This window comes from Alkalihalophilus lindianensis (genome assembly GCF_032843265.1).
GTDB lineage: Bacteria > Bacillota > Bacilli > Bacillales > Bacillaceae_D > Alkalihalophilus > Alkalihalophilus lindianensis.
The window spans coordinates 375624-402433 of the sequence record NZ_JAWJBA010000004.1 but is presented as its reverse complement, the minus strand read 5'-3'; the positions used below and the strand labels follow the sequence as shown (position 1 = coordinate 402433).

General features: G+C 37.0%; 24 protein-coding genes and 2 pseudogenes. 3 read left to right on the top strand and 23 right to left on the bottom strand.

The features are described from left to right. Positions 1-138 precede the first annotated feature (138 nt). The 14 genes from RYX56_RS14595 to RYX56_RS14530 all read right to left on the bottom strand — a co-directional run bounded on the left by RYX56_RS14595 (position 139) and on the right by RYX56_RS14530 (position 15642). The gene (locus RYX56_RS14595) at positions 139-1650 is read right to left on the bottom strand and encodes a tripartite tricarboxylate transporter permease (RefSeq protein ID WP_317122767.1); all 1512 of its coding nucleotides are present in this window, start codon (positions 1648-1650) and stop codon (positions 139-141) included. Positions 1651-1662: 12 nt separating this feature from the next. Further along, on the bottom strand, positions 1663-2121 hold the full coding sequence (locus tag RYX56_RS14590; RefSeq protein ID WP_317122766.1) for a tripartite tricarboxylate transporter TctB family protein: 459 nt from the start codon (positions 2119-2121) through the stop codon (positions 1663-1665). 158 nt (positions 2122-2279) lie between these two features. After that, positions 2280-3302 carry a tripartite tricarboxylate transporter substrate binding protein gene (locus RYX56_RS14585; RefSeq protein ID WP_317122765.1) on the bottom strand — a complete coding sequence of 341 codons (1023 nt, stop codon included), beginning with the start codon at positions 3300-3302 and terminating at the stop codon, positions 2280-2282. A gap of 314 nt (positions 3303-3616) precedes the next feature. Beyond that, positions 3617-4156: a chromate transporter gene (locus RYX56_RS14580; RefSeq protein ID WP_317122764.1), complete on the bottom strand. Its 540-nt coding sequence runs from the start codon at positions 4154-4156 to the stop codon at positions 3617-3619. Positions 4157-4169: 13 nt separating this feature from the next. After that, positions 4170-4787, bottom strand: a complete 618-nt coding sequence (locus RYX56_RS14575; RefSeq protein WP_317122763.1) for a chromate transporter — start codon at positions 4785-4787, stop codon at positions 4170-4172. A 92-nt stretch (positions 4788-4879) separates the two neighbouring features. Then, positions 4880-6463 (bottom strand): class I adenylate-forming enzyme family protein, encoded by a 1584-nt coding sequence (locus tag RYX56_RS14570; protein WP_317122762.1) that lies wholly within the window; start codon positions 6461-6463, stop codon positions 4880-4882. A gap of 41 nt (positions 6464-6504) precedes the next feature. After that, positions 6505-7674 carry an acyl-CoA dehydrogenase family protein gene (locus RYX56_RS14565; protein WP_317122761.1) on the bottom strand — a complete coding sequence of 390 codons (1170 nt, stop codon included), beginning with the start codon at positions 7672-7674 and terminating at the stop codon, positions 6505-6507. A gap of 179 nt (positions 7675-7853) precedes the next feature. Further along, complete coding sequence (locus tag RYX56_RS14560) at positions 7854-8762, bottom strand: LysR family transcriptional regulator (protein WP_317122760.1); 909 nt, start codon at positions 8760-8762, stop codon at positions 7854-7856. A gap of 153 nt (positions 8763-8915) precedes the next feature. After that, complete coding sequence (locus RYX56_RS14555) at positions 8916-10559, bottom strand: alkyl sulfatase dimerization domain-containing protein (RefSeq protein WP_317122759.1); 1644 nt, start codon at positions 10557-10559, stop codon at positions 8916-8918. A gap of 345 nt (positions 10560-10904) precedes the next feature. After that, positions 10905-11636 carry a MerR family transcriptional regulator gene (locus tag RYX56_RS14550; RefSeq protein WP_317122758.1) on the bottom strand — a complete coding sequence of 244 codons (732 nt, stop codon included), beginning with the start codon at positions 11634-11636 and terminating at the stop codon, positions 10905-10907. A 149-nt stretch (positions 11637-11785) separates the two neighbouring features. Beyond that, positions 11786-12040 carry a hypothetical protein gene (locus RYX56_RS14545; RefSeq protein WP_317122757.1) on the bottom strand — a complete coding sequence of 85 codons (255 nt, stop codon included), beginning with the start codon at positions 12038-12040 and terminating at the stop codon, positions 11786-11788. A gap of 1138 nt (positions 12041-13178) precedes the next feature. Continuing rightward, entirely contained in the window at positions 13179-14051 is an 873-nt protein-coding gene (locus RYX56_RS14540; protein ID WP_317122756.1) for a GNAT family N-acetyltransferase, read from the bottom strand. Between the two features lie 462 nt (positions 14052-14513). Further along, positions 14514-14975: an SAM-dependent methyltransferase gene (locus RYX56_RS14535; protein ID WP_317122755.1), complete on the bottom strand. Its 462-nt coding sequence runs from the start codon at positions 14973-14975 to the stop codon at positions 14514-14516. A gap of 100 nt (positions 14976-15075) precedes the next feature. After that, positions 15076-15642 carry a GNAT family N-acetyltransferase gene (locus tag RYX56_RS14530; RefSeq protein WP_317122754.1) on the bottom strand — a complete coding sequence of 189 codons (567 nt, stop codon included), beginning with the start codon at positions 15640-15642 and terminating at the stop codon, positions 15076-15078. Positions 15643-15906: 264 nt separating this feature from the next. Here RYX56_RS14530 and RYX56_RS26545 point away from each other — a divergent pair. The 3 genes and pseudogenes from RYX56_RS26545 to RYX56_RS14515 all read left to right on the top strand — a co-directional run bounded on the left by RYX56_RS26545 (position 15907) and on the right by RYX56_RS14515 (position 18402). Further along, positions 15907-16536: pseudogene (locus tag RYX56_RS26545) on the top strand (YczE/YyaS/YitT family protein). A gap of 91 nt (positions 16537-16627) precedes the next feature. Next, positions 16628-17428 carry an alpha/beta fold hydrolase gene (locus RYX56_RS14520; protein WP_317122752.1) on the top strand — a complete coding sequence of 267 codons (801 nt, stop codon included), beginning with the start codon at positions 16628-16630 and terminating at the stop codon, positions 17426-17428. Between the two features lie 135 nt (positions 17429-17563). Continuing rightward, positions 17564-18402 (top strand): annotated as a pseudogene (locus RYX56_RS14515) (tyrosine-type recombinase/integrase). Positions 18403-18485: 83 nt separating this feature from the next. On the opposite strand, the gene RYX56_RS14510 reads toward RYX56_RS14515, so the two are convergent. The 9 genes from RYX56_RS14510 to RYX56_RS14470 form a co-directional block, all read right to left on the bottom strand. Further along, positions 18486-18725 (bottom strand): hypothetical protein, encoded by a 240-nt coding sequence (locus tag RYX56_RS14510; RefSeq protein ID WP_317122751.1) that lies wholly within the window; start codon positions 18723-18725, stop codon positions 18486-18488. A 131-nt stretch (positions 18726-18856) separates the two neighbouring features. Next, positions 18857-19594 carry a leucine-rich repeat domain-containing protein gene (locus tag RYX56_RS14505; RefSeq protein WP_317122750.1) on the bottom strand — a complete coding sequence of 246 codons (738 nt, stop codon included), beginning with the start codon at positions 19592-19594 and terminating at the stop codon, positions 18857-18859. Between the two features lie 230 nt (positions 19595-19824). After that, positions 19825-20817, bottom strand: coding sequence for an NADP-dependent oxidoreductase (locus RYX56_RS14500; RefSeq protein WP_317122749.1), 993 nt, complete (start codon positions 20815-20817; stop codon positions 19825-19827). Positions 20818-21212: 395 nt separating this feature from the next. After that, positions 21213-21911, bottom strand: a complete 699-nt coding sequence (locus tag RYX56_RS14495) for an SDR family oxidoreductase (protein ID WP_317122748.1) — start codon at positions 21909-21911, stop codon at positions 21213-21215. A gap of 374 nt (positions 21912-22285) precedes the next feature. Next, positions 22286-22864 carry a TetR/AcrR family transcriptional regulator gene (locus tag RYX56_RS14490; protein WP_317122747.1) on the bottom strand — a complete coding sequence of 193 codons (579 nt, stop codon included), beginning with the start codon at positions 22862-22864 and terminating at the stop codon, positions 22286-22288. Next, positions 22831-23049, bottom strand: a complete 219-nt coding sequence (locus RYX56_RS14485; RefSeq protein ID WP_317122746.1) for a hypothetical protein — start codon at positions 23047-23049, stop codon at positions 22831-22833. Before RYX56_RS14485 ends, RYX56_RS14490 begins: the two co-directional genes overlap by 34 nt. An 838-nt stretch (positions 23050-23887) precedes the next feature. Continuing rightward, positions 23888-25123 carry a beta-ketoacyl-ACP synthase II gene (fabF, locus tag RYX56_RS14480; protein WP_317122745.1) on the bottom strand — a complete coding sequence of 412 codons (1236 nt, stop codon included), beginning with the start codon at positions 25121-25123 and terminating at the stop codon, positions 23888-23890. A 29-nt stretch (positions 25124-25152) separates the two neighbouring features. Beyond that, positions 25153-25584 (bottom strand): PaaI family thioesterase, encoded by a 432-nt coding sequence (locus RYX56_RS14475; protein WP_317122744.1) that lies wholly within the window; start codon positions 25582-25584, stop codon positions 25153-25155. Between the two features lie 24 nt (positions 25585-25608). After that, on the bottom strand, positions 25609-26766 hold the full coding sequence (locus RYX56_RS14470) for an MFS transporter (protein WP_317122743.1): 1158 nt from the start codon (positions 26764-26766) through the stop codon (positions 25609-25611). Positions 26767-26810: the final 44 nt, after the last annotated feature.

Below are 26810 nucleotides of genomic sequence, written 5' to 3'. Positions count from 1 at the left end.
AATAGTACTAACACGGTAAATATGGTTTTCTTGATGTACTATTTTTCCGTTAAACAGAGGGACATTTCTTGCGCTTCTAGAATCCTCCCTCTTTATCATTATAAATTAACTTTTAATTCTATTCCCGTGAGCTTCCTTTTACATATTCAACTGTGACTTATCAGTTTTCCTTTTTCTCATCTTTTGAATTCTTGGAAGAATGATAATCAAGAGCGACAATATGACAAAAGTAATGGCTAGAGGACTACTTACAAAGATCAAATAATTATTGTCTGATAGCAATAACGCCCGGCGGAAGGCTTGCTCTAGCATGGGACATAAAATCATGCCGAGTAATAATGGTGCCAGTGGATATCCATTTTTCCTCATAAAGTAGCCAACGAGAGCAAAGAAGATTAATAGTCCGACATCAAACAAACTACCTCTGTACGCATATACCCCGATAAAACATAAACAAGCAATTACTGCCGTCAAGTATGGTTCTGCTTTTTGAATAAGGATGGAAAAAAAAGGTACAAATAAAGTATTTAATACGAGTAGTAAGATGTTCGCAACAAAGAGTGTTGCAATGGCCGCCCAGACAATATCAGCGGAATCAGTTAGTAAACTTGGTCCTGGTTGCAAACCAACCATCATCATACCACCTAATAAAATGGCCGCACTTGCTGAGCCCGGAACCCCTAAACTAAAGGTCGGTATTAACGCCCCACCTACTGAAGCATTACTGGCAGATTCAGGACCACTCAATCCCTTGTGATTTCCTTTTCCGAATGTTTCAGGTTCTTTTGATATCTTCTTCTCAAAACTATACGATAGAAACGTAGCTATGGACGCTCCTGCTCCAGGCAATGCTCCAACTAGAAATCCGATGATCCCCCCGCGTACCATGCTAAATAAACTTTTGACAACCTCAACGATCTTTGGGAAAAGAGACAATAGATTTAATTTTGAAGAGATGGTGTGGCTGTTTTTGTTTTGTTCTAAACGCATGAGTACTTCTGATAAACCAAAGATACCAATGGCTACAACAACAAAACTAATGCCGTCCCATAACTCCATGGTTCCAAAGGTCATTCGTTGATCACCCGTTACAGGATCAAGACCAATCATCGCAAGTAATAACCCTAAGGCAACAGATATATATGATTTAATCGGCTTGCTCTCTGTTACACCACTTGTTGCAACCAAAGCGAAAATAAGCAATGTAAAGTATTCAGCTGGGCCAAATGCAATGGCAAACTCCGAAATCACACCTATAAAAAATACAAGACCGAAAAACCCAATTAATCCTCCAATAAACGATCCGATCGCACTCAACGTTAGCGCCTGTCCTGCTTTTCCTTGCTTAGCCATTGGATAGCCGTCAAATGTGGTAACTAAAGCACCAGCGTCGCCTGGAACGTTTATTAAGATCGAACTTATTCTTCCGCCATACTGTCCACCTAAATAAATACTTATTAATAAGACAAGAGCATTTAATGGACTTAATCCAAACGTGATCGGTAGCAAGATAGCCATCGCTGTGATCGAGCCGATCCCCGGCAGTGCACCTACTAGCGTACCTATGGTAATTCCTATCAGACACCATAATAGTGTAGAAGGACTTGTAACGATGGAAACAATCCCTTCCATTAGCAAAGATAATTCCAACTCAGTCCCCCCTTAAGATAACATTCCTGACGCAAAAGATATCCCTAGTAATACATCGAAAATAACATAAATTACTAAGATAGAAACGATTGAAAATACACTAGAATGAAAAAGCGTTCTCTTTTCTAATTGATTCAAAATAACAAAAATAAACAATCCCAAACTGATTAGCATTCCTACCACATAAACCAATGCTAACGTTAAGACAATGGCTACTAAGAAAAATAGCTGTGTAGAAACTGCGATTGAAGATCTACCCCCTTCTTTTTGTGATTCCTGCTTACGTTCATTCCAAAATACCGAAAATCCTTCAATCGCCAGTAAGGTGATAATAAGGAGCGCTAATACCATCGGCAAAAATCCTGGTCCTATAACTCCATTTGAGGCGAGTACTGGCAACTTTAGAGATTGAAACAGCAAAATAGTTACTCCCAATATAAAACAAATGGGGAATAGCAAACGCAACGCCATTAGGTCTACCTCCTCTCAAGCATTTGATGATTGATTATGTATTTTTCAGAGGTACATTTGCCTATGTAGAAAAAAGTTCCACCTCTTCAACATATTATTGCCATTAATCGAGTCAAAGAGGTGTCTATCAATTTCCTTGAAAAGTGAGCAAACAAGGGTTAATTTTGACTATTCAAAAACTCTGAATATCTTCTTCCTTCTGTATCCATCCACTCGGTGTACTCGTCTCTCCCTTTAAACTCGTCGATATACAATTGACTCTCAATATATTCCTTCCAACTATCGGTCATCGTCATTTCTTTTAGTGCGTTTTCCCAGTAGGAAACGGCCTCTTCACTTATCCCTGCCTTCATAAATACCCCTTGTGGTCGATAAAAATAAACATCGCTTCCTTGCTCAACTAGAGTTGGAATTTCTGGTAGCACCTCTAATCTTTCAGTAGACAATGTCGCTAATGCGTTTAGCTCATCACTGTCTAAATACCCTTTAATCACTGGTGGAACGAATAACGCCACATCAATACGCCCACCTAATAATTCAGGTACAACCTCACTAATGCCATTATGAGGAATAAATCTTAACTCACTTTCGATTCCATAGGATTCGGCTATTTCATTCCATTTGGCAACTTCGACAGTATCAGTCGCCGAAGGCAAACCGATGAAAATTTGTTTTGAATCATCTTTCATGGCGTTCATCAGTTCATCGACTGTTTGATACTCGGAATCACTAGGGACGACCATGAGCAATGTGTTATTCGCAATCTGTGCGACTGGGATAAAATCGTCTAATCTCATATTCGCATCAGGCATATACATCCCTGCATAAATATCAACGGATTGTAATAATGTATTTTCATCGCCTTTGTTACGCAATTCCATTAAAGCCCGAACTCCACCGCCTCCGGTGATATTTTCAACAGCAAATGACTCTTCGACAATTCCTTCTTCATTCAATGTTCTAGCAGCTGACCGGGCTGCTAAATCAGTCCCTCCTCCTGGAGCAAAGCCAACAATATACTTAATCGGTCCTTCAGGTGTAAACTCTGCAACTTCATCAGTAGTTTCCGTGTTTGTGTCAGCTGAGCCTTCCTCATTCGATGTGACCGAACTGGTTGATCCACAAGCGACCACAAATGCTCCCATAATGAAAAGAAAAGCGAATAATATCGATTTTTTCATAAAGTAAATCCTCCCTAGTAGTAAGATGACATTCTTTATAAACCTAACTATATTCAAGTTGTTTGAGCTAATTGAGATTAAATCTTTTTAAAAGGTAGATCCTACTCATCCAGTTTGTAAAGAAGCACCCCTCTTTTGAATACGCTTACAATTATTTAGAGAATGATAGGGAATAGATGAAAAACCCCCTTTAAAAAATTCAGTTTTTTTAGATTTTTACATAACTTTATTTTAAAGGTAAATCTAAAGTTAAGTATATCAAGCATTTATTATATATAATTAAGTACTACTTATAGAAGAGTCCCCTGCTTCTATCATGAGTAGAGGAGGACACCAACAAGGCCAGAGAGAATAATAACGTACGCTGGGTGAAAGCGAAGACGTATTAAGGCAAATAGAGATAGAATAAAGATGAGAAGTAAACTCATCGATTTATAAGTAAGCGAACCAATCAAGTTGTTTGAAATTGCAAATGTTACAGCAGCATAAATAATTAATCCAACGATGATTGGTCGCAACCCATAAAAAGCCGATTGCAAGATTCGATTTTTACTAGCCTTAAAGAAGAAAGTAGCGACGATCAAAATGATTATTAAAGAAGGAAGCACCATCCCTAAAGCGGAAAAAATAGCTCCAGGAACTCCTGCTGTTTGGTAGCCAACAATTACGGCACTGTTGGTCGCAATAGGACCTGGAGACATTCCGGCTAATGCGATAATATCGGTGAATTCTTGTGTCGTCATCCAACCGCTTGAGGTTACTTCTCTCTCGATCACTGGAATCATCGCATACCCACCACCAAACGATACAAGGCCAATCATAAAGAATGTTCGAAATAACTCCAACACTATCATACACTAAACCCCTCTAAATTCCGGATCCCCTATAATAATCACGATCAGTCTCATCCTTATGCGTCTCTAAACTAGTATTGTAACCAAGATAGTCTCTTATTTTGACTAAGGCGATCCCAGCGATTCCACCAATAACTATAATTAGAACGGGATGTAAATGAAAGAATAGGAGGCAAAAGACAGTAACACCAACAGTAGCAAAGGTCGTTTTGTCAATGACAGCCATTTTTCCAATTTTATATCCTGCATAAGTAATGAGCGCAACAATGGCAGGTCGTATCCCTTGAAAAGCTGCCTCTATCTTGGGATGATCTTTGTAAAGTAGAAAGCTAATCCCTAAGACTAATACAATGAAGAAGGTTGGAATTAGAATTCCGGCCATCGCAAACATGGCGCCGGCCACTCCAGCAACGCGGTATCCAATAAACGTAGCAGAATTAATCGCAATGGCACCTGGAACCGACTCGGCAACAGCAAATATTTCTGACACCTCTTTTAATTGTAACCACTTCTTTTTGATTACCACTTCTCTTTCAATCAATGGAATCATGGCATATCCCCCACCAAAGGTGACAGGACCAATCTTGGAAAAGGTAATAAATATTTCCCATACTAGCCTCCAATTCCTCATTTGTTACACCCCAACTATTCTCCGTTTAGTCACAACAATCCTTGTAACAGTAAAATTTAGAGCTGGAATAAACGGTGATCCCAGTCAGCTCGTTAGTTAACACTGAGCAAACCTTCGACATACATTTTCTTTAATTCTTTCTTATCGACCTTACCAATTGGAGTGAGAGGCAAGCTTTCTCGGAAGTAGACGTTTTTCGGTACCATGTATTTAGAGGTGTTTTGCTTACAAAAAGCGATAATATCCTCCTCTGAACACCGGGCTCCTTCTTTGATAGTGACCACGACACAAACTGATTCTCCCCAATCCGGATCGGATACCCCAATACACGCACTTAATGAAACCGCAGGGTGCTGATTGACGACTCGCTCAACTTCAGAAGAATAAACGTTCATCCCACCAGAAATGATCATGTCTTTCTTGCGGTCCTTAATATATATATATCCGCTTTCATCAAACATGCCAATATCCCCCGTATGGAGCCAGCCATCACGAATTGTTTCTTCAGTTAGCTCTGGCTTTTGATAATACCCAATCATCATCGCTGGTGATTTCACGATGATCTCCCCAAGTTCAAATGGTTTCACATCATTTCCCTCTTTATCAACCATTCGAATCTCGGTCAATAGACAAGGCTTTCCGCAACTCTTTAAGACCTCGGGTTTGTTATGATAAGCCCAGTAATGAGCACTCTTTGAAAGTCTTGAAATAACAATATTGCATTCTGTCATGCCGTACTGTTGGCGCATGATCGGTCCAAACACTTCAAATGCTTCCTTCAACCGCTCTTGTGAAATAGGCGAGGCGCCGTAATAAATATTTCTCATCGAGCTTACGTCATACTCCATCTTTTTTGTTACACCTAACAACCTGTATAGCATCGTTGGGACCATAAATGTGGTCGTAATTTTGTATGCCTTAATGGTCTGCATGAAACTAACTGGATGGAATGTAGGCATGACATAGACATGCACTCCAGACATAAGAGATCTCCACAGGAGAGAACCAGCCGAATGAACAAGCGGCGTGCTAAGTAACAATTTCTCTCGGTCATCAAGTGGATCTTCAATCGCAGCTGAAAGTACTGCGGCCCATAGACCTTTCTGGGTATGCATGACGCCTTTTGGTGTACCCGTTGTTCCACCAGTATAAGATAAAATGGCAATGTCATCTTCTAACGCAACTTGACACTCTACGGCTGGATCCGTTGTTTCCTCTGACCAATCGAATATCTCAAACCTTTCTGGGTATTCAATACCAAACCCTGGTAATCCAATGATACGGACATCTGAATTATTTTCTTCTTCGACATATTGGAGTGTTGTCGCTACATGCTGTTGTGTTGCCATAATAAGCACTTTTGGTTTTGACTCATGTAAGATAAACTTAACTTCCCGGTTTCCTAGCTTCTCTCCTAACGGCACGATGGTTGCTCCACACTGCTGCACCGCTAAGCCAAACACGACACCCTCTAGGCTATTTGGAATAATCGTAGCAACATGAGTCCCCCTTCCTACCCCTAATCGTAGCAAGTACTTTGAGATTCGTTCGGTCTTCTCCAATAATTCATGATAAGTGAACGTTGTCTCAGCTGGCAGCAAGGTAAGCGCTGGGAGGTCTCCGAATCTCTTTAGTCCTTTTGTCAGAAGAGACTGAAATGTTTTCTTCTGTGTCATAAGTCATGCCTCCTTCACCCACTGTTTAATAGATCTTAGAATTATTTCAACAATTCTTTCGCAATCGTATTTTTTTGAATTTCAGAAGTCCCAGTGAGAATTCGGAACATCCGTGCACTTCGATACAATTTTTCTACTGGATGCCCTTGTGCCAATCCTTGTGATCCAAAAATTTGAATCGCCTTATCCGCAACACGACTCGTTACTTCAGAGGCATAGAGCTTAGCCATAGATGCACCCGTTCGACCTTCTTCACCCTGATCAATTTTGTCAACGACATCATAGACCATACATCTAGCCGCATAGATTTCCGTAGCCATTTCCGCTAGCATGTGCTGAATCGCTTGGAAATCGCCAATGGGTCTTCCAAATTGCACTCTCGATTTTGCCTGTTCCACTGATAAATCAAGAAGGCGTTGAGCAACCCCAATAAATGCTGAAGCGTGAGAAGCACGGTTTGTAGTAATTCGTTTTAACCCAAGCAGAAGTCCTCTACCTGGCAGTCCGATAATATTAGAGGCGGGTACTCGGCATTCGTTAAAATACAATTCTGCGTGGATTCGTTCTCCTGAGATTGGAACTTGAATGTTCCCCAATTCGAATCCATCCGTTTGCGGTGTTTTTTTATCAACGATAAAAGCAGTGACTCTAGGTTTCTCACCTTCTACTAATTCTTTCGCTATCACAATAGCAAAATCAGCATAAGGGGCTGCGCTGATAAAATGCTTTTTCCCACTTAGAATATATTCATCTCCGTCTTGAACGGCCTTCGTTTGAATCGCAAAGGCATCGGACCCCGCATTCGGTTCAGTCAAAGCAAAACAACAACTCGCCTCCCCTTTAATAACCGGAATGGCATATCTCTTTATTTGCTCTTTTGTGAAATTTTCTAGCATTTGTCCAATTCGTAATGGTCCTCCGATTTCACCAATCACCTGTCCCCACAATACGGCACCCGATCGAGCCAAGTCCTCTTTGAAGTAACATAACCCTTTTAAGCTAATATCTTGACCGCCATACTCTTTCGGTAGATTAATGCCATAGAAGCCTAACTCTCGTGAGCGTTTTCTCACCCATTCAATTGCCTCCATTGGAATATCCTCTTCTGCATTCAATTGATTTTCCTGCTCGTATGGCAGCAATTCATTTTCGATGAATGCCTGTAATTTGTTACGAAGTACGCTAAGGTCTTCTTTTAATGCCATGACCATTGCTTCCCTTCTTCCCTTAAATTTTTATTGTCTGCAGTTTCGATTGTTACAAATTTTCTTAATCTTTAAATTAATTATAGATATAAATTTATGTGAAGTAAAATAACCATTTATTATATTTAGTTAACTAAAATTGATATATAATCAACAAAAAAATTCCCTATCAAAAAGATAAAGAACTAATATTTCAACGTAGACGTATAGAATTCAAGACACTTAATAAACTCTCTTGCCGCTTTTGAAGAACGCTGCTTTTTCGAGCGAACCCATCCAAATTCCAATGAACTTTTATCAAAATTCACTAATGGGATCGGCACAAGCTCGCCACTTAAATAATACGGATCACTGTTAATACCAACATCATAGTAAAATGAGATGGCCAACCCTTCAGCCACTGACTTCTTCATAATTTCCGTATTATTAGTATAAAACAATATTTTCATCTCTCCATGCTGTTCAAAAAAGTCTTTGATAAATGAACGCATTTGTGGTCCGTTATAGATGACTAAACTTTGACCTATCAGTTCTTTCGGGGTAATGCTTTTTCGGCTAGCCAAAGGAGAGTTCTTACTAACAGAAACGATAATCTTCCCTTCCATCAATGTTTGAAACTCTAGCTCATCTTCTTCGGGCTTGTTCAAAGGGATATTCAATAAGCCGATATCAATTTTCTGATTTAGGACATCATTAATAACTTCATGTCCACCCTTTTCTTCCATTATGATGTTGACATTCGGGCATTTTTTCTTAAAGAAAGCCAATGATTTCGGTAAAATCGTTAGAAATAACCCTTGAGTGGAAGATAGTCGCAATTCCTGCTCTATAATATCTGAATGCATTTGCGCTTTATCTTTTATTTCTTCTAACTTACTCAAAACCTCATACGCTTTCTGAATGATTTCCTTTCCCTCTTCTGTCGGGATCGTCCCCATTCGTGAACGCTTAAATATTTTAATCCCTAATTCTTTTTCTAAGTTCGTAATCGCCATGCTGATGCCAGCTTGCGAGATATGGAGGCTTTTTGATGCATTCGAAATCGATCGTTTCTCAGCGACCTTGATGATATATTCCAGTTGTTCAATATTCATGGCAAATCCTCCTTGAATTCTCTTACTAGAATCATACATCTAAGGGAAAGCCCTTTCAACATATAGAAGAAAAAATGGCATAACGGGCACAAGATAAAAAAGATGACCAGCATCACCTGATCATCTTTTTGTTTGTATACTCATCTAAAGGCATTACTGAAAAAGAGCAAAAAATTGTTTCAAAAGAACATAGTCTCCTTCATATTGAAGTTCCCCCGCTTGAACCGCTTCCTCACACTCTTTAGCACCTATAACGAGTTCTTTCCATACTTTCTCATCAGTCTCAACCAAGAGCACTGAATCCACTGTACTATTTTTACGAATTTCAGCAACACCCTTACGAATCGTAATCTGAAAATGTTCGATCTGATCTGTAATACGAACAGTGACAGAATACATTTGATCAAGGCAACGCTCCGGCTTCAGTAAGATTGCCATATTGGAAAAGAAACGACCTAATGGCATCGCATGCGCATAAGCTGCTCTAGCTTGTAACGGCTTTTTCCGTGGTTGCTGCGCTTCTAACTCTCTTGCCTGCGAGAGATAATACGAACGATTATTGGAATTATACGACCTCAACCCTAGTTCCGTTAAGGCTTTGATTTTAACCTTCCTCGCCTCGTCCATGTTAGGTTCTAGTGACATGATCATATCGGAGAGCTCTGCAGCCCATTGAAAATCTTCCTGCTCTAGCGCTTTCTTCGCCTCTTCAACTAATTGGTCTGTCCCCCCGGCTAAACGTGAAATTTTCTCAGCATAATCTCTAGAAGATAACCGTTCCAAGTTCGTCGCATTTCCATCAAACCAGCCTAAGTATCCATCATAAATTGCACGAACAGATTGAGCCACACTTCCATAAAGCTCTCGAAGCTCCTCGCACTCTAGTAAATGCCTTGGAAGCGTAATTTCTTCGACAAGTTGGTCAGGCGTCTTCCCTTGATTCATTCCACGAACCGTGCTGTCATGAATGAACTGAATCGCATCTCGATACATTGTTAATAGTTCATGAATACGGCTAGAACCAAAGACCGGTTCAGTATGGCCAAGAACCAAATATTCTGCATGAAGATCTCGCATTCGATCTAATGAATGAACCCATTGTAAGACTGGACGTGGCGTCGTTCCTCTGATCGTATAAAGGTTCGGAAACGCAGGATAATAGTTATCTGCACCAAGCAACACTTTTTGATTAGGAATCCAAATATAAATTTGATCATCTGTCTCTCCAGGAGCAGAAACCAGCTGTAAATTCACATCTCCAATCGTTAATGCCATTGAACCTTTGAACACCTTCGTTGGGAAAAGTAACTTTTGATTGTTGCGATTAAACCGCAAAGACGGACCTAGTCCACTGCAAGGGATCTCATCAGGTGGCAAAAAGACTCCAAACTGTCTTGCCCCACGCATATCCAGGATATTTTTCAGCTGATTAAACTGCGTATCAAAAAACTGAACGGTCTTCTCATTCGAATAGATTTCCGTCTCCTCATCCATAAAAACCGATGCACCGTTCACATGGTCTGCATGCCCATGAGTATAGATGATGGCCGCTGTCGGCAGTGGGGAAATTTTATCAAACTCTTCCCTAATTTCAGCTGCCACGTCTATGCTTTCGGTTGTATCTACGATAATATTTCCTTCACTCGTGACAATTAACGTCGAGTTACCTAATCCGTAGCCAACAGCACAGTAAATATTATCTGTCACCTTTTCAATCCGTTTCCGGAACCGTTTCTTATGATTCTCTAAAAGTGCAAACGCTTTCTTTTTTCCGTTTTTTAATGTTTTTTGCGACAAATAAATCCTCTCCTTTTTATAAATGACTCTTTAACTCTAGGCTTACAGGTAATGAGATGTTTACATGATGAGGAAGTATGGAACTGGGGGACTTTAATAACTAATAATTGTATAAAAAATTGTATGTATTAATTATAATAGTTTCGTATATATAAATAAAATTAAAGTTACTTATAGATAGTTAAGTGAGATTTATGGAAAGGTTAATTCCCCCTTCCTTTCTTTTAAGTACACTCTTTCAGAAAGTGACCTAATAATGAAGATAATTATTACACAGTATAAAGTCAAATATGAAAAGACGCTCACTTTGAACGAAGTTGTCTCATTAGGAGCAATGCGATCTACTTATTCATATTCAATTATCTCCAAAAGTTTTTCTACGGCGGCCATCGCTTTTAGCTGTCTTCTATTTCGGGTACCTAGCAGGGTTAGAACCTCCTCGGCAAGTTTTTGGCATTCGGCTGTTCCCTCAGCTCCCTCGAACCTGTCCTTCATCCGTGCATTTTCATCCGTATAAAATCGATGGTTCATCGCTTTAAGGAGACTGATTTTGGCCAATTGAAGACGGTCAAAATTACGATAGCCGCTTTCCGGATCCCGGAAAGCCCGTATGTACCCTTCTTTATCCCAGTACCTGATGGCTGTTCGGGAAACGTTCATTCTTTCTGCGGCTTTCCCTAGCGACCAGAGACAAGATTTTTTCTCCGAGTATGCAATGAGTTCGACGGCTTCCATCACGAACTTCTTTTCCTCTCCTCTACGAATCAGCTCGTCGTTAAGAATCCAAAGCGCTTCATCGATTTTCTTATGCCTAATGTTTTGCATAACCTTCACTGCTATATCCATTCCAAAACCATCGGATAAGGATTTAATGCATAAAAAATAGACAAGATGAGTGTCCGAGTATACACGGTATCCACTTGCCGTAAATTCTCTCCATCCACAAGTATCTACTTCACTGACCCCTAAACTTATCCAATCTTCCATTCTTTCAAAATAAGTCCGATTATTATATTCTTGAATTTCCTCTGGTATTATAAAAGGTTTTGATGACGCTAAAAATGTTATTTCAGACATTGCTCCCCTCCTCCTTTCAACCCATTTCATATCATAGAAATTAGAAAATAACCGACTTCTTTTTTGAACAATCCTGCTCCGTTACTTCAATAATAAAAAGACGATACCTTTATTCAGCTATCGCTACCCATTAGCTTAAAATAATTGCGCTAAGATTTGTTATATATTTCCTGATCAGGCGTGCCTTTTCTTTTTTTTATGTAATAAACAGTCAATACTATAATGCTTGTAACTCCAAAAGAATAAGTAAAAAGTATAGTGAAATATTCTTGATACGACCTTTGCATACTTGAATAATAACCATTTACATCTGTTGTCATAATCGTTCGATCTGTGAAAAACCATAATAATAAAAAACAAAAAATAATGGAATAAAAAGCAGTCTTAACTAAAATTTCTTTCACGTTCCCCACCCCTATATTTATAATTATTACTTATAATACCAAAGGAACCCATATTTTCTCATTGTACTATTCTGCTCGTTACTTCAACAAGAAGAAGCGATTACCCTTTATTGAGCAATCGCTACCCGTTACTGTAATATCAACCACGAATTTCCTTGAATTTATTGATTACATATATAAAGAGAAGATAAGTGCCAAATATCAAGATAACACCTACTAAACTAATTGTGAAACTATCCTCTTTGAAGATAAAAGGACTCAGCATTTCATTGTCAAACATATAAGCAATTGAGTAATACACAAGGGTAATAACAATGAATATCGACATATCCAATTTTGTAATCCTTTTGTTTTTAACAGCCAATATTAACCCTATTACTACAACCATGAAAAAAATCCACGCTCCAAAATTCACCGGCCACCACCTCACCTTTTAATCGAAATCACTTTATCTGACAATGTAGATTAAATATCTTCCTTCTCGCATAATCCTGTTTCATTAACTTAACATTAATTCCCTTTTATTTAACAAAGAAAAAGCTTCCCTTATTGAAGGAATGCCACCCTTTAGTTGAATTTCAACTTTACTTCATAGTAGAAAACAAAACTTAATTGTTTTACATACCCATTATTATTTTATTCAGCTTTACCAATAAATAAGTCTATCTGTAATATGTAGATAAGCAGCATAAATCAGTACATATGAAATCCCACAAAGTGAATATATAAGTAGGAATTTCTTTTTGTTTTTCACTTTAACATTAATAATACAACAGACTACAATACTAACAATAAGAGGAATTAATATCACAATCCAAGTTTCTAAGTTCATAAAAACCTCCCAAAGAATTTGTTCAACTCTACTGCCTTTACTTGAATATCGTCACTTCAATTTTAACATTAATTCCCTTTTATATGTTCACAAAAAAGGCTTCTCTGTTTATTACAGAAAAGCTCCCGTTAGCTTAAAAAAATTATTTAACAATTATTGAAAAGTTCCGCTTTCATTGTTGTTTGATTGTTTTAACTCCTTCTTATACTTAGTATAGGAAGTAAGAACTCCTATCAAATATAATCCCTCATTGAAAAATGTTGACAAACTATTAGCTGGTTTAGTTTAAGTACATTTATTCACAATCTACCCAAAAATTTGTGCTGCAATCCCGAATAATGTATTGTTTCTAGAAGGCATATTGACAGAATTGATTACCATTATCGGAGGTTGACTTACATTAACAAATCCTTTTTTCTCCAAAAACACCATAAACTCAATATTACCTGATGGGACATCAATTCTTAATTTCCCTTGATGTTTTGAAGATAATTTATCTATTAGAACCGAAGCGCTTTGAAAATCTGGTGCTACAATTGGACCTAATATGAGATTAATCGGGCCTAAAATGGAAAGTCCATATCCAACTATTGTTCCAATTTTATCTTTTACAACCAGGCATTTTTCTGATTGTTTTATTCTATTTCTTAGAAAGTGAGTTCTTTTATCTCCAAAAGCACCCTCATCAAGCTTAAGTAATTTTTCAAAATCAATTTCACTGAACTCTTCAATGCTTATATGACTGTTAATTAGTGGGGCCGTATCAATTTGATAATTATCACACAGATATTTATGAACAAAACCAACGGTATGAAAACCCATTTTCTCATATAAGGGTGTTCCTTCTTCTGTCGCAATCAACATAATGGACGTTTCCTTAGAAACACTTTCGATACATTCCTTAGTAACCTTTTTGCCTAACCCCATACCTCTAAAATTTTTATTAACTATAACCATACCAATTGAAGCTAAAGAAGTATCATAAGGAATGATTGCGGAACTAGACACAATTTCCCCCTCGGCATTTTTATGTCCGAATATTTTACCGGATGACAGAACAGTTCCAATTTCTTTTTCATCATAATCCCATCCAACTGATGCAGAAAGCTCGATTAATTTTGGAACATCACATTTATCAAATTGGAATAATTCTAATATTGATTTATTGGATGTGACCATAATGATTTCTCCTCCCCCGGAACATCATTTTAATCCTCTTATACAAAATTATACTATATTAATTTTAACCTGATCTTAGTGAAAAAGCGTTCCTGCTGTTGTTGCAAAAATGTACTCCATAGGTTGTAGAATGTTAATACTGGTTTAATGCATTGAAACTTTATTACCTTGCTTGTTAAATGAAAATGCACCCATCTCCTCAATAGTCACTTCAAAAGGATAAAATTCCGCATCTTTCTTTGAGAAGAACCACTTAACATTAATTTCCTTTTTATTGATATAGAAAAAGCAGTTCTTGTTAAGGGAATGCACCCTTTAGTAAAAAAAAGAGCATAACCAATTAAAGGTTTGGTTCTCAATACGATTGGTCTCGAATTATTACTGTTTGAGGACGACAAAGGGAAACAAAAAGGAGCTAGCTTTTCATAGCATTGCTCTCAACGCAGTTTGTTGGCAGGATCATCAGCAACTCCAATAATTCTTCATGATGTCATTTGTCCACTCTGGCTGAGAAATTTCCTCTCTAGGAAGAAACTCTTGCATCACTGGCTTGATATCTAGGATTGGCGTTTCATTTATACAATCAAGGCCTGAAACCGTTAACTCTCTTCCTTCTTTTTTCAGTACCTTTACAGTTGTAAGTCCTAACTGATTGGGGCGGTTTTTCCCACGCTGAGAAAAGATTCCCACTTTAGGTAAAGATGTATCATTCCTAGGGTGTCTTGCACCTAAAACTATTTTGTCTTTCTCTACTTTATGTAAGTAAAAGATAATTTCTACGTGTGAAAAAGAATCAATCTCATTAAAAGCTTCCTCTGGGAAAGTACTGCCTAATACAATCTTACTAATTACTTCTCCCCAGTAATCATCCTCAATGGTTTCTCTTTCATTATAAGCAATACCAATTGGATTTAATGTAATCATATAACTCCCTCTTCTCTATGGATTAAAAAATTGTTTCTTCAAAGAAAACGATTGCACTTATTAATTAAATTGCAGTCGATAGGTCCCTTTTAAATAGGAGTTATGTTAGGCTGTTATAACATTTTGTTTTTTTGTAATCTTTCGATAATAAACCATATATTAAAGTATCTTCATAGTGGTCATATAACCATTCACTTTCTCTTGATAACCCTTCTAATTCGAACCCCAACCTTTCTGGAATTGCTTTACTTTTCGCATTACCTTCTGCCACTCGAATTTCTATACGATTAAGAGCTAAATCCGTAAATATATAATCAATTATTTTCGAACATGCTGAAGTCACTAAGCCTTTTCCTTCATAATTCTCACCTAACCAATAACCTAAAGAGGCTGTTTTATGATTCCACATAATACTATTAATTCCTACTAAGCCAACTAGATTTTCTTCATACCAGATACCTGCTTGAAACCCATTATTGTTACTAAATTGCTCTAAAGAATAATGAATAAAAGATTCACTATCTTTTAAAGTGGTATTGCTATCTAACCATGGAAGCCACCTTCTTAAATGATCTCTTGATGAATTTATTAGAGAATACAACGATTCAGCATCCCTTGGCTCTAATAATTTCAAATAACATTTATCACTTATTTCAACTACAAACATAGAAAACACCGCCTAAAGTCTTATATTTAATACATAAAATATACCAAATAATAACTAAATCATAAAATTAGTTTACTTATATAATAGAAAACTAATTTTAATTCACTAACATTTTAGTAAATTTCGGTTTAGAATAATGAATAGCCAAAATAAATGGTTATATATAACTATAAGGAAACAAAACACCTATTATAAGTTATGAGAACAAACAGAGAACGTAATTAATACACAATCAAAACATTTTTAAAATTAAATGAATTGAAGGTGGGATACTTGGTTGGACGCTTAACATCTTACATTATTGGTATCGTGTTAGTGGGAGTGGGGATTAATCTATTAATTATCGCAAACGTAGGTTTAGACCCGTGGGGACTTTTTAACATCGCCATATCTACTTCGCTCGGCATAACATTAGGTAGTTTTTATATATACTCTGGGATCTTCTTTGTGATCATAAATTCAATTATACAACGGAAAATTCCAGATATTTTAGGAATGGTTACATCATTCTTTATGGGTGTATCTATTGATATATCCAATTTATTCATGAGCGGTCTTTCGACTTACTCTAGTTGGGTATAACTTCCAATAGGTTTAATGATATTTTGTTTAGGTCTAGCCTTCTACTTATCAACGGCTCTGCCTCGTAGTCCAGTCGATGATTTAATCTTTTCCACACAAAGAATAATTAATAAGAGTTTTAAGACAAGTAAAATAACATTAGATTGTATTGTATTAGTTTTTGGTATGCTTTTAGGAGGGGTTTTAGGGTTTGGCACTCTTCTCATGGTTGTTTGTGTTGGTCCACTTATCGCCTTGTTTACAAGGTTATTAGATAGGACGTTGAAACCTAGTATCCTTTTTAAATCAAAACGAGACCTACATACAAATTAAAGAAGTGAGAAAACAGATTATACTACTGCTACCTCCTATTTTCCTTCGATAAGCCATCAATAAGATATATCAATTTATGAGGTGAAGAGCAATGCCTAGTTTTAAAAACAACGATGTAGAATTATATTACGAAGTAAAAGGTTCTGGGGAAGCCATTGTGTTTACACACGGGGCTTCTTGGGATCATAAACAATGGCAGCCTCAGATTGAGGAATTGTCAAAGCAGTTTAAGACGATTATATGGGACGTACGTGGGCATGGACAGTCGACCTTACCAAAAGGAAGAGTCGACTCTGAATCATTTAGTAAGGATTTAATTGGTCTGCTAGATCATTTAAATATTAAAGAAGCACATCTTTGTGGTTTATCAATGGGAGGGCATATCTCTCTACAAACCGCTATTAGATATCCTCATTATGTGAAATCACTCATATTAATCGGAACCCCTTTTACTAACAGATATAATTGGTTAGAGAAGGTAATCGTTCCTATTAACAGGTGGTCCAGTTTATTTATACCTATGAATGTATTGGCTTCTATTCAGGCAACAACGCTTTCGAAATTCAATCCCGATAATAAAAGATATATAAAAGAAGTAGTTGGATCAATACCTCTTCATCAGTGGATACGCATTTGGAATGCCGTTTCTCGAATGGAAAGTCGAGATGATCTTCGTAAAATCTCCTGCCCTACCTTAATACTTCAAGGTGACCATGACACAATGACGGAGAGGCAACAAAGAGTCATGGCTGACCTCATTCCTAATGCTAGTTTAACCTATATCAAAAATGCACATCACGCCACGAACCTTGACCACCCAGAGCAAGTAAATAATGAAATACTTCATCACATATCTCAATTAAATTACAACTTTGGACGTTCTCTTGATTAAAGGGACGTCCGTTATGTGTTAACCTACCCCTTCAGTCTAACATTAATTTCCTTTTGTATGACTACATTGTTTATTGTATTCTTTGAAACAAAAACGTTAATAATTCCTGTAAAGACTTATACAGGAGGGGTTAAGATGCTCTTATCACAAGCGTGGAAAACCTATGAATCTGATAAACGAATTGAAGGTTTCTCTTCTCAAACGATAAAAGCTTACCGGCTTCAATCATGCCTTCTTATCCGCTATTTTACTGATGTGGCGATTGAATCATTGTCTACAAATCAATTAAAGGAGTATTTAGCTGAACCAAGCGAACATTTAAAACCGTCTAGCTTAGCCCATCGCATTCGGTTCATGCGATCCTTGTTTCGGTGGTCACATGAAGAGGGACACATTCCCTCAAACCCAGCTTATAAGATTAAGGAACCAAAAGTCGGGAAACGAATACCCAAGTTCCTTACAGAAAGAGAGATTGAACATCTTAGGGAAGCTTGTAAAATGCCAATGGAGAAAGCACTGTTTGAGTTTATGTTCTCAACTGGCTGCCGTATTGGTGAAATTGTCTCTCTGGACAAGAATTGTATTAACTGGTCTAATCGTTCCGCTATTGTTAGAGGAAAAGGCGATAAAGAACGTGAGGTGTACTTTAATATCAAATGTAACATCTGGTTAAAACGGTACATCAAATCCGTCAAGATAATGATCCCGCGATATTTGTTACAGATCGTTCACCTCATCGAATGAGCATCGCTCAAATGAGGTATATCATAAAACGTATTTCAAGCCGTGCAGGCATTAATAAAACCATACACCCTCATCAGCTTAGACACAGTTATGCCACTCATTTATTAAACAATGGAGCCCCTATTGATGTCATACAGAGTTTACTCGGCCATTAAAAAACGGAGACGACACGGATCTATGCCCAACTGAGTGGACGACTTAGACAAGACTTATATAGAAAATACTTTTAAGTATGACAAAAGAGCAGCACTTGGGTAGTGTTGCTCTTTAAATTCTCGCACCCGTTAGCACAATAATGAATTACTAACTTTGTTTATGCTTTTTTGAGTGAATTCCAAACCAATGTTGTACCAATTACAATTTGAACAATACTAAAAATATATGGAACCCATCCCATAATTCCATTAAGCACAGTAGCAAGTTTTCCAGGAGGACTAGCCCAACCTGTCATACTAGGAATGTACATTGCAATAGCTAAGTGCATAATACCCAACAAAATTGTACCTGACAAAATTAAGAAAGAACCTATTAGGTAAGACTTATTTTGGTTCATATTTCCTCTCCTTTTTTCTTTTAAGAAGAATTTTTCATCAATTCTTCTGCCCGTTAGCTATTTATAATTTCTTTGAAATGCTTTGAATTGCTCTTCATATTTTTGTAACCTCTTTTCATGAACTTTCGAATTTAAAAGGGTTTTCGCTTACCAACAACCATCACATCTTCATCACCTATGGAACTTAATAGATATATAAATGGTTGAAAATATTTGCACTTAGTATTAGGTAGTTTTACTGACAATCTTGCATATTCTTCGGTTGGAAATTGATTTGAGATAGCTAATTCTTGAAGTTCTTTTAAATCCGAAATTGGCTCTAAAGATTCATCTTGAACTTTAATATTTGATAAGCCTAGATATTTTAAATTTCTAAGAGTTCTTAAGGATTCAAGATTATCTAATTTTAATTGATTTGTTTCGCCACCTGACAATTCTAATATCTCCAACCTTTTGTTGTTTTGTAAAGGACTAATATCATTTAACTTAGAAAAGTCTTTTATTGATAAATATTTTAAAGAAATATTGTTAGATAAATCCCACAAATTATTAGCTTTTGTGTTCCACTCAAGTGCCAGTATTTCAACATTCGTGAGTGAACTAAGTATCGATAAATCATTAACTCTCAATTCATAAATATAAAGCATGTTGGGATTAACAATACTTAATATAGCATTGAATTCTGCTTGGTTTACTGTATGAATCCATAATTTATTTAAGTTTGAAAATGATTTCAACATTTCAATATTCTTTGTTTTTCCTCCAATGAACAATTCAGGAGAAGAAACATCTACATTATTTAAATCATTAGCAAACTGTGGTTGTGTATCAATACGAAAAATGTATTCTGGATGTTCTTTCGGCAACAAATTTTTCGCCTCCTTTTACTCACGACAGAGTTAGTTTGTATCAAGTATTAAATTGATTTTATAGCATTTTCTTATTTAACTAACCTGCCCTTTAGTTTAACATTAATTTCCTTTTATTTGACAAAGAAAAAGCATCCCTTGTTAAAGGAATGCTAACCCGTTAGTTTAAGAACATTTGTATTAGTAAGGTAACTTTTTTATAGTGCTAGTGCTCATTCAGACACTCAGTATCACCTTAACTTAAGAATTACTTTCCCTTTAGCTTTACCTGTCTCTGTATACGCTAAAGCATGTTTAGCTTCTTCAAAAGGAAACACTCGGTCAATTGTTGGTTTCACTGTTCCTGCTTCTAAAAGTTCTGATAAAATATCTAACTGTTGCCCACTATGTTTCATAAAAAGAAAGGTGTATTTTATATCATACTTTTTTTCCAATCCAGTTATTTTTGAACTGGCTAATGAGAGAATTATTTTCTTAATTAGACCAAGTCCCATTTCTTTTGCGAAACGACCATTCGGAGTTCCAGCGATAGAAACAATTTTACCCCCTTTTTTTACTGTCAAAAATGACTTCTCTAATGTTTCACCTCCAACACTATCAATTACTGCGTCATAATCTTTTATGACGTCTTCGAAATTCACAGATTTATAATTAATAATTTTATCTGCTCCAAGTGATTTGGTTAATTCAATTCCTTCGCTAGAAGTTGTTGCAACATACGCTCCCATTTCTTTTGCTAGTTGTATAGCAAAAGTTCCTACGCCGCCTGAGCCAGCATGAATGAGAACTTTTTGACCGTTTTTCACACTCAATATATCGTGAAGTGCTTGGTATGAAGTTAATCCAACTAAAGGGATAGAAGCTGCTTCTTCAAAACTAAGGTTTTTAGGTTTTAAAGCAATATCTGCTTCATGAACAGATAGATATTCTGTAAATGTACCCATCTTTTCTGAACGAGGACGACCGTAAACTTCATCACCCACATTAAATTTGGTTACCCCTTTACCAACTTCGATAATGGTTCCACTAAAATCGTTCCCTAATGTTAAAGGCATGTCGTATGGCAACAAAAGTTTTAATTCGCCTTTACGTATTTTTGCATCAAGGGGGTTTATACTCGCTGCATGTATTTCCACTAACACCTCATTATCTCTTATTCTGGGCATTGGTCGTTCAATAAAAATAGGATCTTTTTTATATCCTTCTATTACAAATGCTCTCACGCCAAAACACCTGCCTCTCTACATTAATTACTAGTAAATTCCTGATTTTATTGTAAAAACAAGATATCCTGAAACTTCATCATTCTCTTTAAACGCAAACATTATGAAACTCCCCCAAAACTTGAATAGATATGGGAAAGTTTCATTAATCATTCCTGCTGTTTATATGCCAGTTATTGTTTCATAGAAGGATAATCGATATATCCTTCCGCCCCGCCAGCATACATTGTATTTCGGTCAGGTTCGTTCAATAGTGCGCCAACTTTTAAACGTCCCACCAAATCAGGGTTTGAGATTAACCAAGTTCCTACGGTAACAACGTCAGCTCATTGTGGAACGTGTCCTTTTACCTTTTGTTTGAAATCTTGGACAAATCACTGAATTAGTAATTTGTATTAGGAGAGATGTGAGTATATCGCAGATACACCACCGGCAAAATCTCTTTGGATCTTTCGGCTCACGTCATCAGCAACAATTTCAAAGCTGTCGGATTCTAATCCATCAATAGCAATTTTTGCGATATCCTCAGGGTTGGATTTGGGAACTTCTAAGCTCGACGTCATGTCTGTCTCCATGAAGCCTACATGTAATCCAGCTACTCTCACATTTTGAGGATAGAGATTTAAACGTAGGTCGTTCGTCAATGCCCACTCTGCCGCCTTTGCAGCCGTATAAGCGCCAACAGATCCCGAACTAACCCAAGATAATGCGGAAAGAATATTCAGAATCGATCCTCCCCCATTATTTGATAGAATCGGTGCAAAAGTACGAACCATGGAAAGTGTGCCAAAGAAATGCGTATTAAACTCCAAATGTATTTTATCGAGATCACCGTCAATCAAAGAAGCACCTGTAGACGATCCTGCATTGTTGATCAAAAGCGTAACATCCTTAGCTACCATAGCGGCTGCAGCTACCTCTTGAGGGTTGGTAATATCAAGCTTTACAGGAATTACACCGGGAATGTCAATGGACTCCGGATTTCTTGCACCAGCATAAACCTTAGCCCCTCTGGATAGAAGTTCAAGTGCTAAATGGCGTCCAAAACCTCGGTTCGCGCCGGTGACAAATGCGACTTGTTCAGAAATTTTCATTTTTATGTGCTCCTTTTATTATTTAATTTTGGTACAACAAAATGTCTTCCTCCTTAAAACTACGCAAGTAATGATTTCCTTAAGGAAACGTTTTGGACATAGGCGAGTCTCACTATATGGGAATGGTCATTCTAAAAAGCACAAAATCCCTTTATGGAGAGAGCTTTAAGTAAGGCAAGATTTATATACGAGAACGACCATTCTAAAAAGCACAAAAATATGATCCCTTCATGGAGAAAGCTTAAGCAAGGAAAGATTCATATACGAGAACGATCATTCTAAAAAATCCATAAGCAATGATATCTTCTTAGGAGTAAGCTTTACTACAGCTCAGACTTACTCATATAGGAACTATTATTCTAAGAATAAAATAATTATTTATCTAAAAGTTTTATGGATAAATTGGCTATACCGTTTAGTTTTTCTTTTGGAATGGAGGTTCTTGTCATTACCCTTAACCCAACACATACAGTATGCAGATGTTCCGCCAGTTCGCCGCCATCGTAATCTGAGGTAAATTCTCCCTCCTCCTGCCCCCACAGAATAATATCCTTGAGTAGCTGCTCTGATAGTGTGAACGATTCAGTGGACTTTGAATCCACGTCGGCATCGCGCATTGCCAATTCCACCGCCGAATTTACCATTAAACAGCCTGAAGGCGAGCTCTCTTCACCATATATCATGAAACTAAAAATAAAGTGAAGAGCCTCCGCTGCAGTTTTGGAGCGTTTAACTTCTCCCATAAGCTCAGCTCTGACTTTATCGCGAAATCGATCCATAGCTTTCAAAAACAGCGTATGTTTGTCGCCAAATGTGTCATATAAACTTCTGCGATGGATTCCCATATGCTCGACCAGATCGGTCAAGGATGTCTTCTCATAACCTTGTGCCCAAAAGAGCTTCATCGCCTTGTCTAATACTACGTTCTCTTCGAATTCTTTGCTTCTTGCCATTCTATTTTCCTCCTCCCATCGAAAATATAACATATTGAGAACGATTGGTAAAGAAAATAAGCATCAAAATCTTCATAGTAAACTAAGTTGAATTTACAAATAGAACAACCTTGTTCTTTATCGATAAAACCTTCAAAGTCAAAGTCATCAATAATAACTAAGTCATTTTTTTCTTCTATTTTCATAGGTCCTCTCTTAATTTTACTATCGCACCCGTTATTTAATGATGGTTATAGTGGCTGATTTCAAGTATTGATAGATATAGTCCCTGACTTCTTGTTCCTCTACAATTCGGGACCCTCCACCCGGGCATCAACCTTACATATCCAACTACAACCATGGCATTAAAGAATAGTCTGTTTCATGCCACTACCTTTTGGTAGCTCTCTTGATGTCCGAACTGGCTCAATTCGATGGCTGTAATCAACGGTTTCAAAAATAAAAACCAGTAATGTTAAGTGTTAACATCAACCCTTTAGGTTTAATTCGTATAAGTAATTAAATTCATTTATTCCTACAAAAAAAAGAGGAGAAAATGCCCCTCAAACAATAAGCATATATAGTGAATAATTGAAGTCATTGTAACAAAACTCGTATGAATAAAACCTTTCTGTTTAAATTGACCAGCTACGTTTCTAACAATTTCAATATTATTTAAACTAGATGCAATATAAAATTTCATTTTTATTTTCCTCCGCATATTTATTTGTAATGTCTTATGAAATTTCATTAATTCTTTTTAAACTCTTCTGCTCCTTTAGTTTAAGTGTATTTTTTCACAATCCCACTCCGAAATTACATAAATATCCAGTTTTGTTCATGAGTCTTATTCCATTAAATGGCCCTTAAAAGAAAAATGAGCACTACCCTTATTCAAGAATAGCGCCCGATTGTGGCATATGGAAAAATATGAAGGAGCTGCAAAAATGGCTTCAGTTATTTTACTAAAACATCGAGATAGTTAGGATTTAAACGATAAAATAATATTTAACCTTTCAATTAGTCCTTTTACTTCAGTCTTACCTATATCGAAAACTTTTTAAATACCAACACGGCATTATGTCCGCCAAAACCAAAACCATTTGAAATGGCATAATTTATCTCACATTCAACTGAGTGGTTTGGTACATAATCTAAATCACATTCTTCATCGAAATGTTCATAATTAATTGTAGGAGGTGCAATATTTTCCAAGATACTTTTTATAGTAATGATTCCTTCCACCCCACCAGCAGCACCAAATAGATGACCTGTCATTGATTTTGTGGAACTAACCTTTAGATTATATGCATGATCACCAAATACACTCTTAATTGCTTTCGTTTCTGATTTGTCGCCTTCTGGAGTGCTGGTCCCATGAGCATTTATATAATCAACATCAGCAGGATTAATTTTAGCCATTTCTATTGCAAGATTCATTGCTCTAAATGCTCCCTGAAAATCTGGTGAAGTAATATGAAAAGCATCAGTTGTTGACCCATATCCGATAATTTCTCCAAGAATAGTTGCCCCTCTATTTTTTGCATGCTCATATTCTTCAAGTAGTAAAATTCCAGCTCCTTCAGACATTACGAAACCATCACGATTTTTATCAAAAGGTCTACTAGCTGCTGTCGGAAAAACATTATTTGTTGACATTGCTTGCATTCTTGAAAAACCTGAATAGGCTAAAGGATTAATTGGTGCTTCTGCTCCACCTGCTAAAATGGCATCTGAATAACCGTGACGTATGTTCAAAAACGCCTCTCCAATTGCATGATTTCCAGTTGCACATGCAGAAACAGGAGCAAAACTAGCTCCTTTGAATCCTGTTTTTATTGAAATGATTCCAACCGCCATATTACTAATCATCATAGGTACCATAAAAGGAGAAACTTTTCTTGGTCCTTTTTCTAGAAGTGTTTTATGATTCTCTAGTACAGTGTCAATACCACCAATACCCGAACCAATGAAAACTCCAAATCGATTCGCATCGAAATCACCAATTGTTAATTTTGATTGATCCAATGCTTGTTTTGATGCGGCATATGCATATTGTACAAATTTGTCATACTTTCCTAGCTCTTTTTTATCAAAATAATTTTCGGGAAAAAATCCTTCGACATAACCACCTATTTTAGAATTAATACCTTCATAGCCCTCAAATTCAACCTTTTTAATTCCTGATTTTGAAGCCTTTATATTATTCCATAAAGTTTCTACATCACTACCTAAACATGAAACGGTACCATATCCAGTTATCACAACTCTACGAGTCATTGAAATCCCTCCTAAAATAAAGATAAAGATTATCTGTTCTTTGCATTTTTCCCTTTTAAAGTCATACAAGTAGAACTTGCTTTTGCAACTAATGACATATTTTCATCATAAATAGAGCAATCAATAAGACCGATGGAACTTCCTTTTTTTACTACAACAGCACGGGCTTTTAAGGTCGTCTTCCATATGGGTTTTAAGTAGTTGATTTTCAATTCGACTGTTGTGAACGTTTCATGCTCATTCAACAATGTAGCATATGCAACTCCCATTGCTGCATCTGCCAAATCACATAGAATACCTCCATGTACGGTTCCCATCGGATTGAAATGCGCTTCCTTTGTCTTTAATGTGAATACGGTCTCTCCATTCTTAACTTCTACTGGCTCAAATCCAATTAATTTTGCCACAGGTGGGACTGAAATTTCCTTGTTAGCATTTAGTTTAATCGTATTCTCCATCATTCATCTCCCTTTACTATGTGTGTTTTATGGTTCAAGTACAACCTTCTCCTTCTCACTTACAAAGGAAGTGATAATAAGGGCAGTAACAAATATGAATACGGCAAAGACATACGCCTCTCGAACTCCCCCTAACTGCTCAATAATTGCTCCTGCCAGAAAGGGGCCAAGTAATTGACCCGTTGCAAAGAAAATGGTTACAAAGCCCAAGACGGCCGGTACTAGATAAGGAAGAGAGCGTTCTGCTGCCATGGCTTGGACGAGGACCATTAGACCCCCTATGGAAAAACCAAATAAAATAGCAGAAGCTATAAAACTAATTATGTGATCATTGACGACTGGAATTATCCCTCCCATGACGCAAAAAGCCAAGGCAACGAGTAGAGATTTTTTTCTCCCTACTTTATCTGAAACCATTCCCCAAATTGGACCACCAATAATAGTAAATAATCCAGATATTGAAAATAGACTTCCGGCCACTTTTTCACTGATCCCGGAGTGTATCATAAAAGATGTTTGAAAAAGGATTGGGATGAGATAAGCCACTCCAACTAAAAAGTAAATGATACCCACCCTAACGATTTTTTGATTTTTGTAGACATGAGCGACTCTTAGATTCCTATCATCTTTGTTGGACGCTCTGTTTCCTGGTTCTTTCAATACGATCCATGAGAGAAATGTGACTATAATAGAGATAATGGCAAAAATTATCCAAATAGCCCTCCATTCCCATACTGGAAAGTACTGAATTAAATAGGTGGTCATTAGACCACTAAGAAGCATCCCTGAACCCACCCCGCTCAATAAAACCCCAAGCACTAATCCTTTTTCCTTTTGGAATTGGATCACTAGTAAAGACATAATCGGGGAAAATACAAAAGCACTTCCTGCCCCACAAAAAAACATGATAAGTGTGTATAGATAAAAGGAATTCGAGAATGAAAGTAAAATGAAGCTACCAGTGACGAGAAAGCCACCTGCCATTATGACTTTTTTCATTCCAAACTTCAGAGCTAAAACACCAGCTACAGGAGAAATTGCCAGAAACCCAAGCGAGATCGTTGTTGCTAATAATCCTGCTTGTGTGTAGTTCATATTTAAGTCGGCTTGCATAAAAGGCATTAACACACCATAAGCCAATCTTGCAAAGCCAGTAGTCGAAATAACCAATAAGAAACCCGACATAAGCTGAGTCCACATAGGCCATCTTTTATGTGCTAGAATATAAA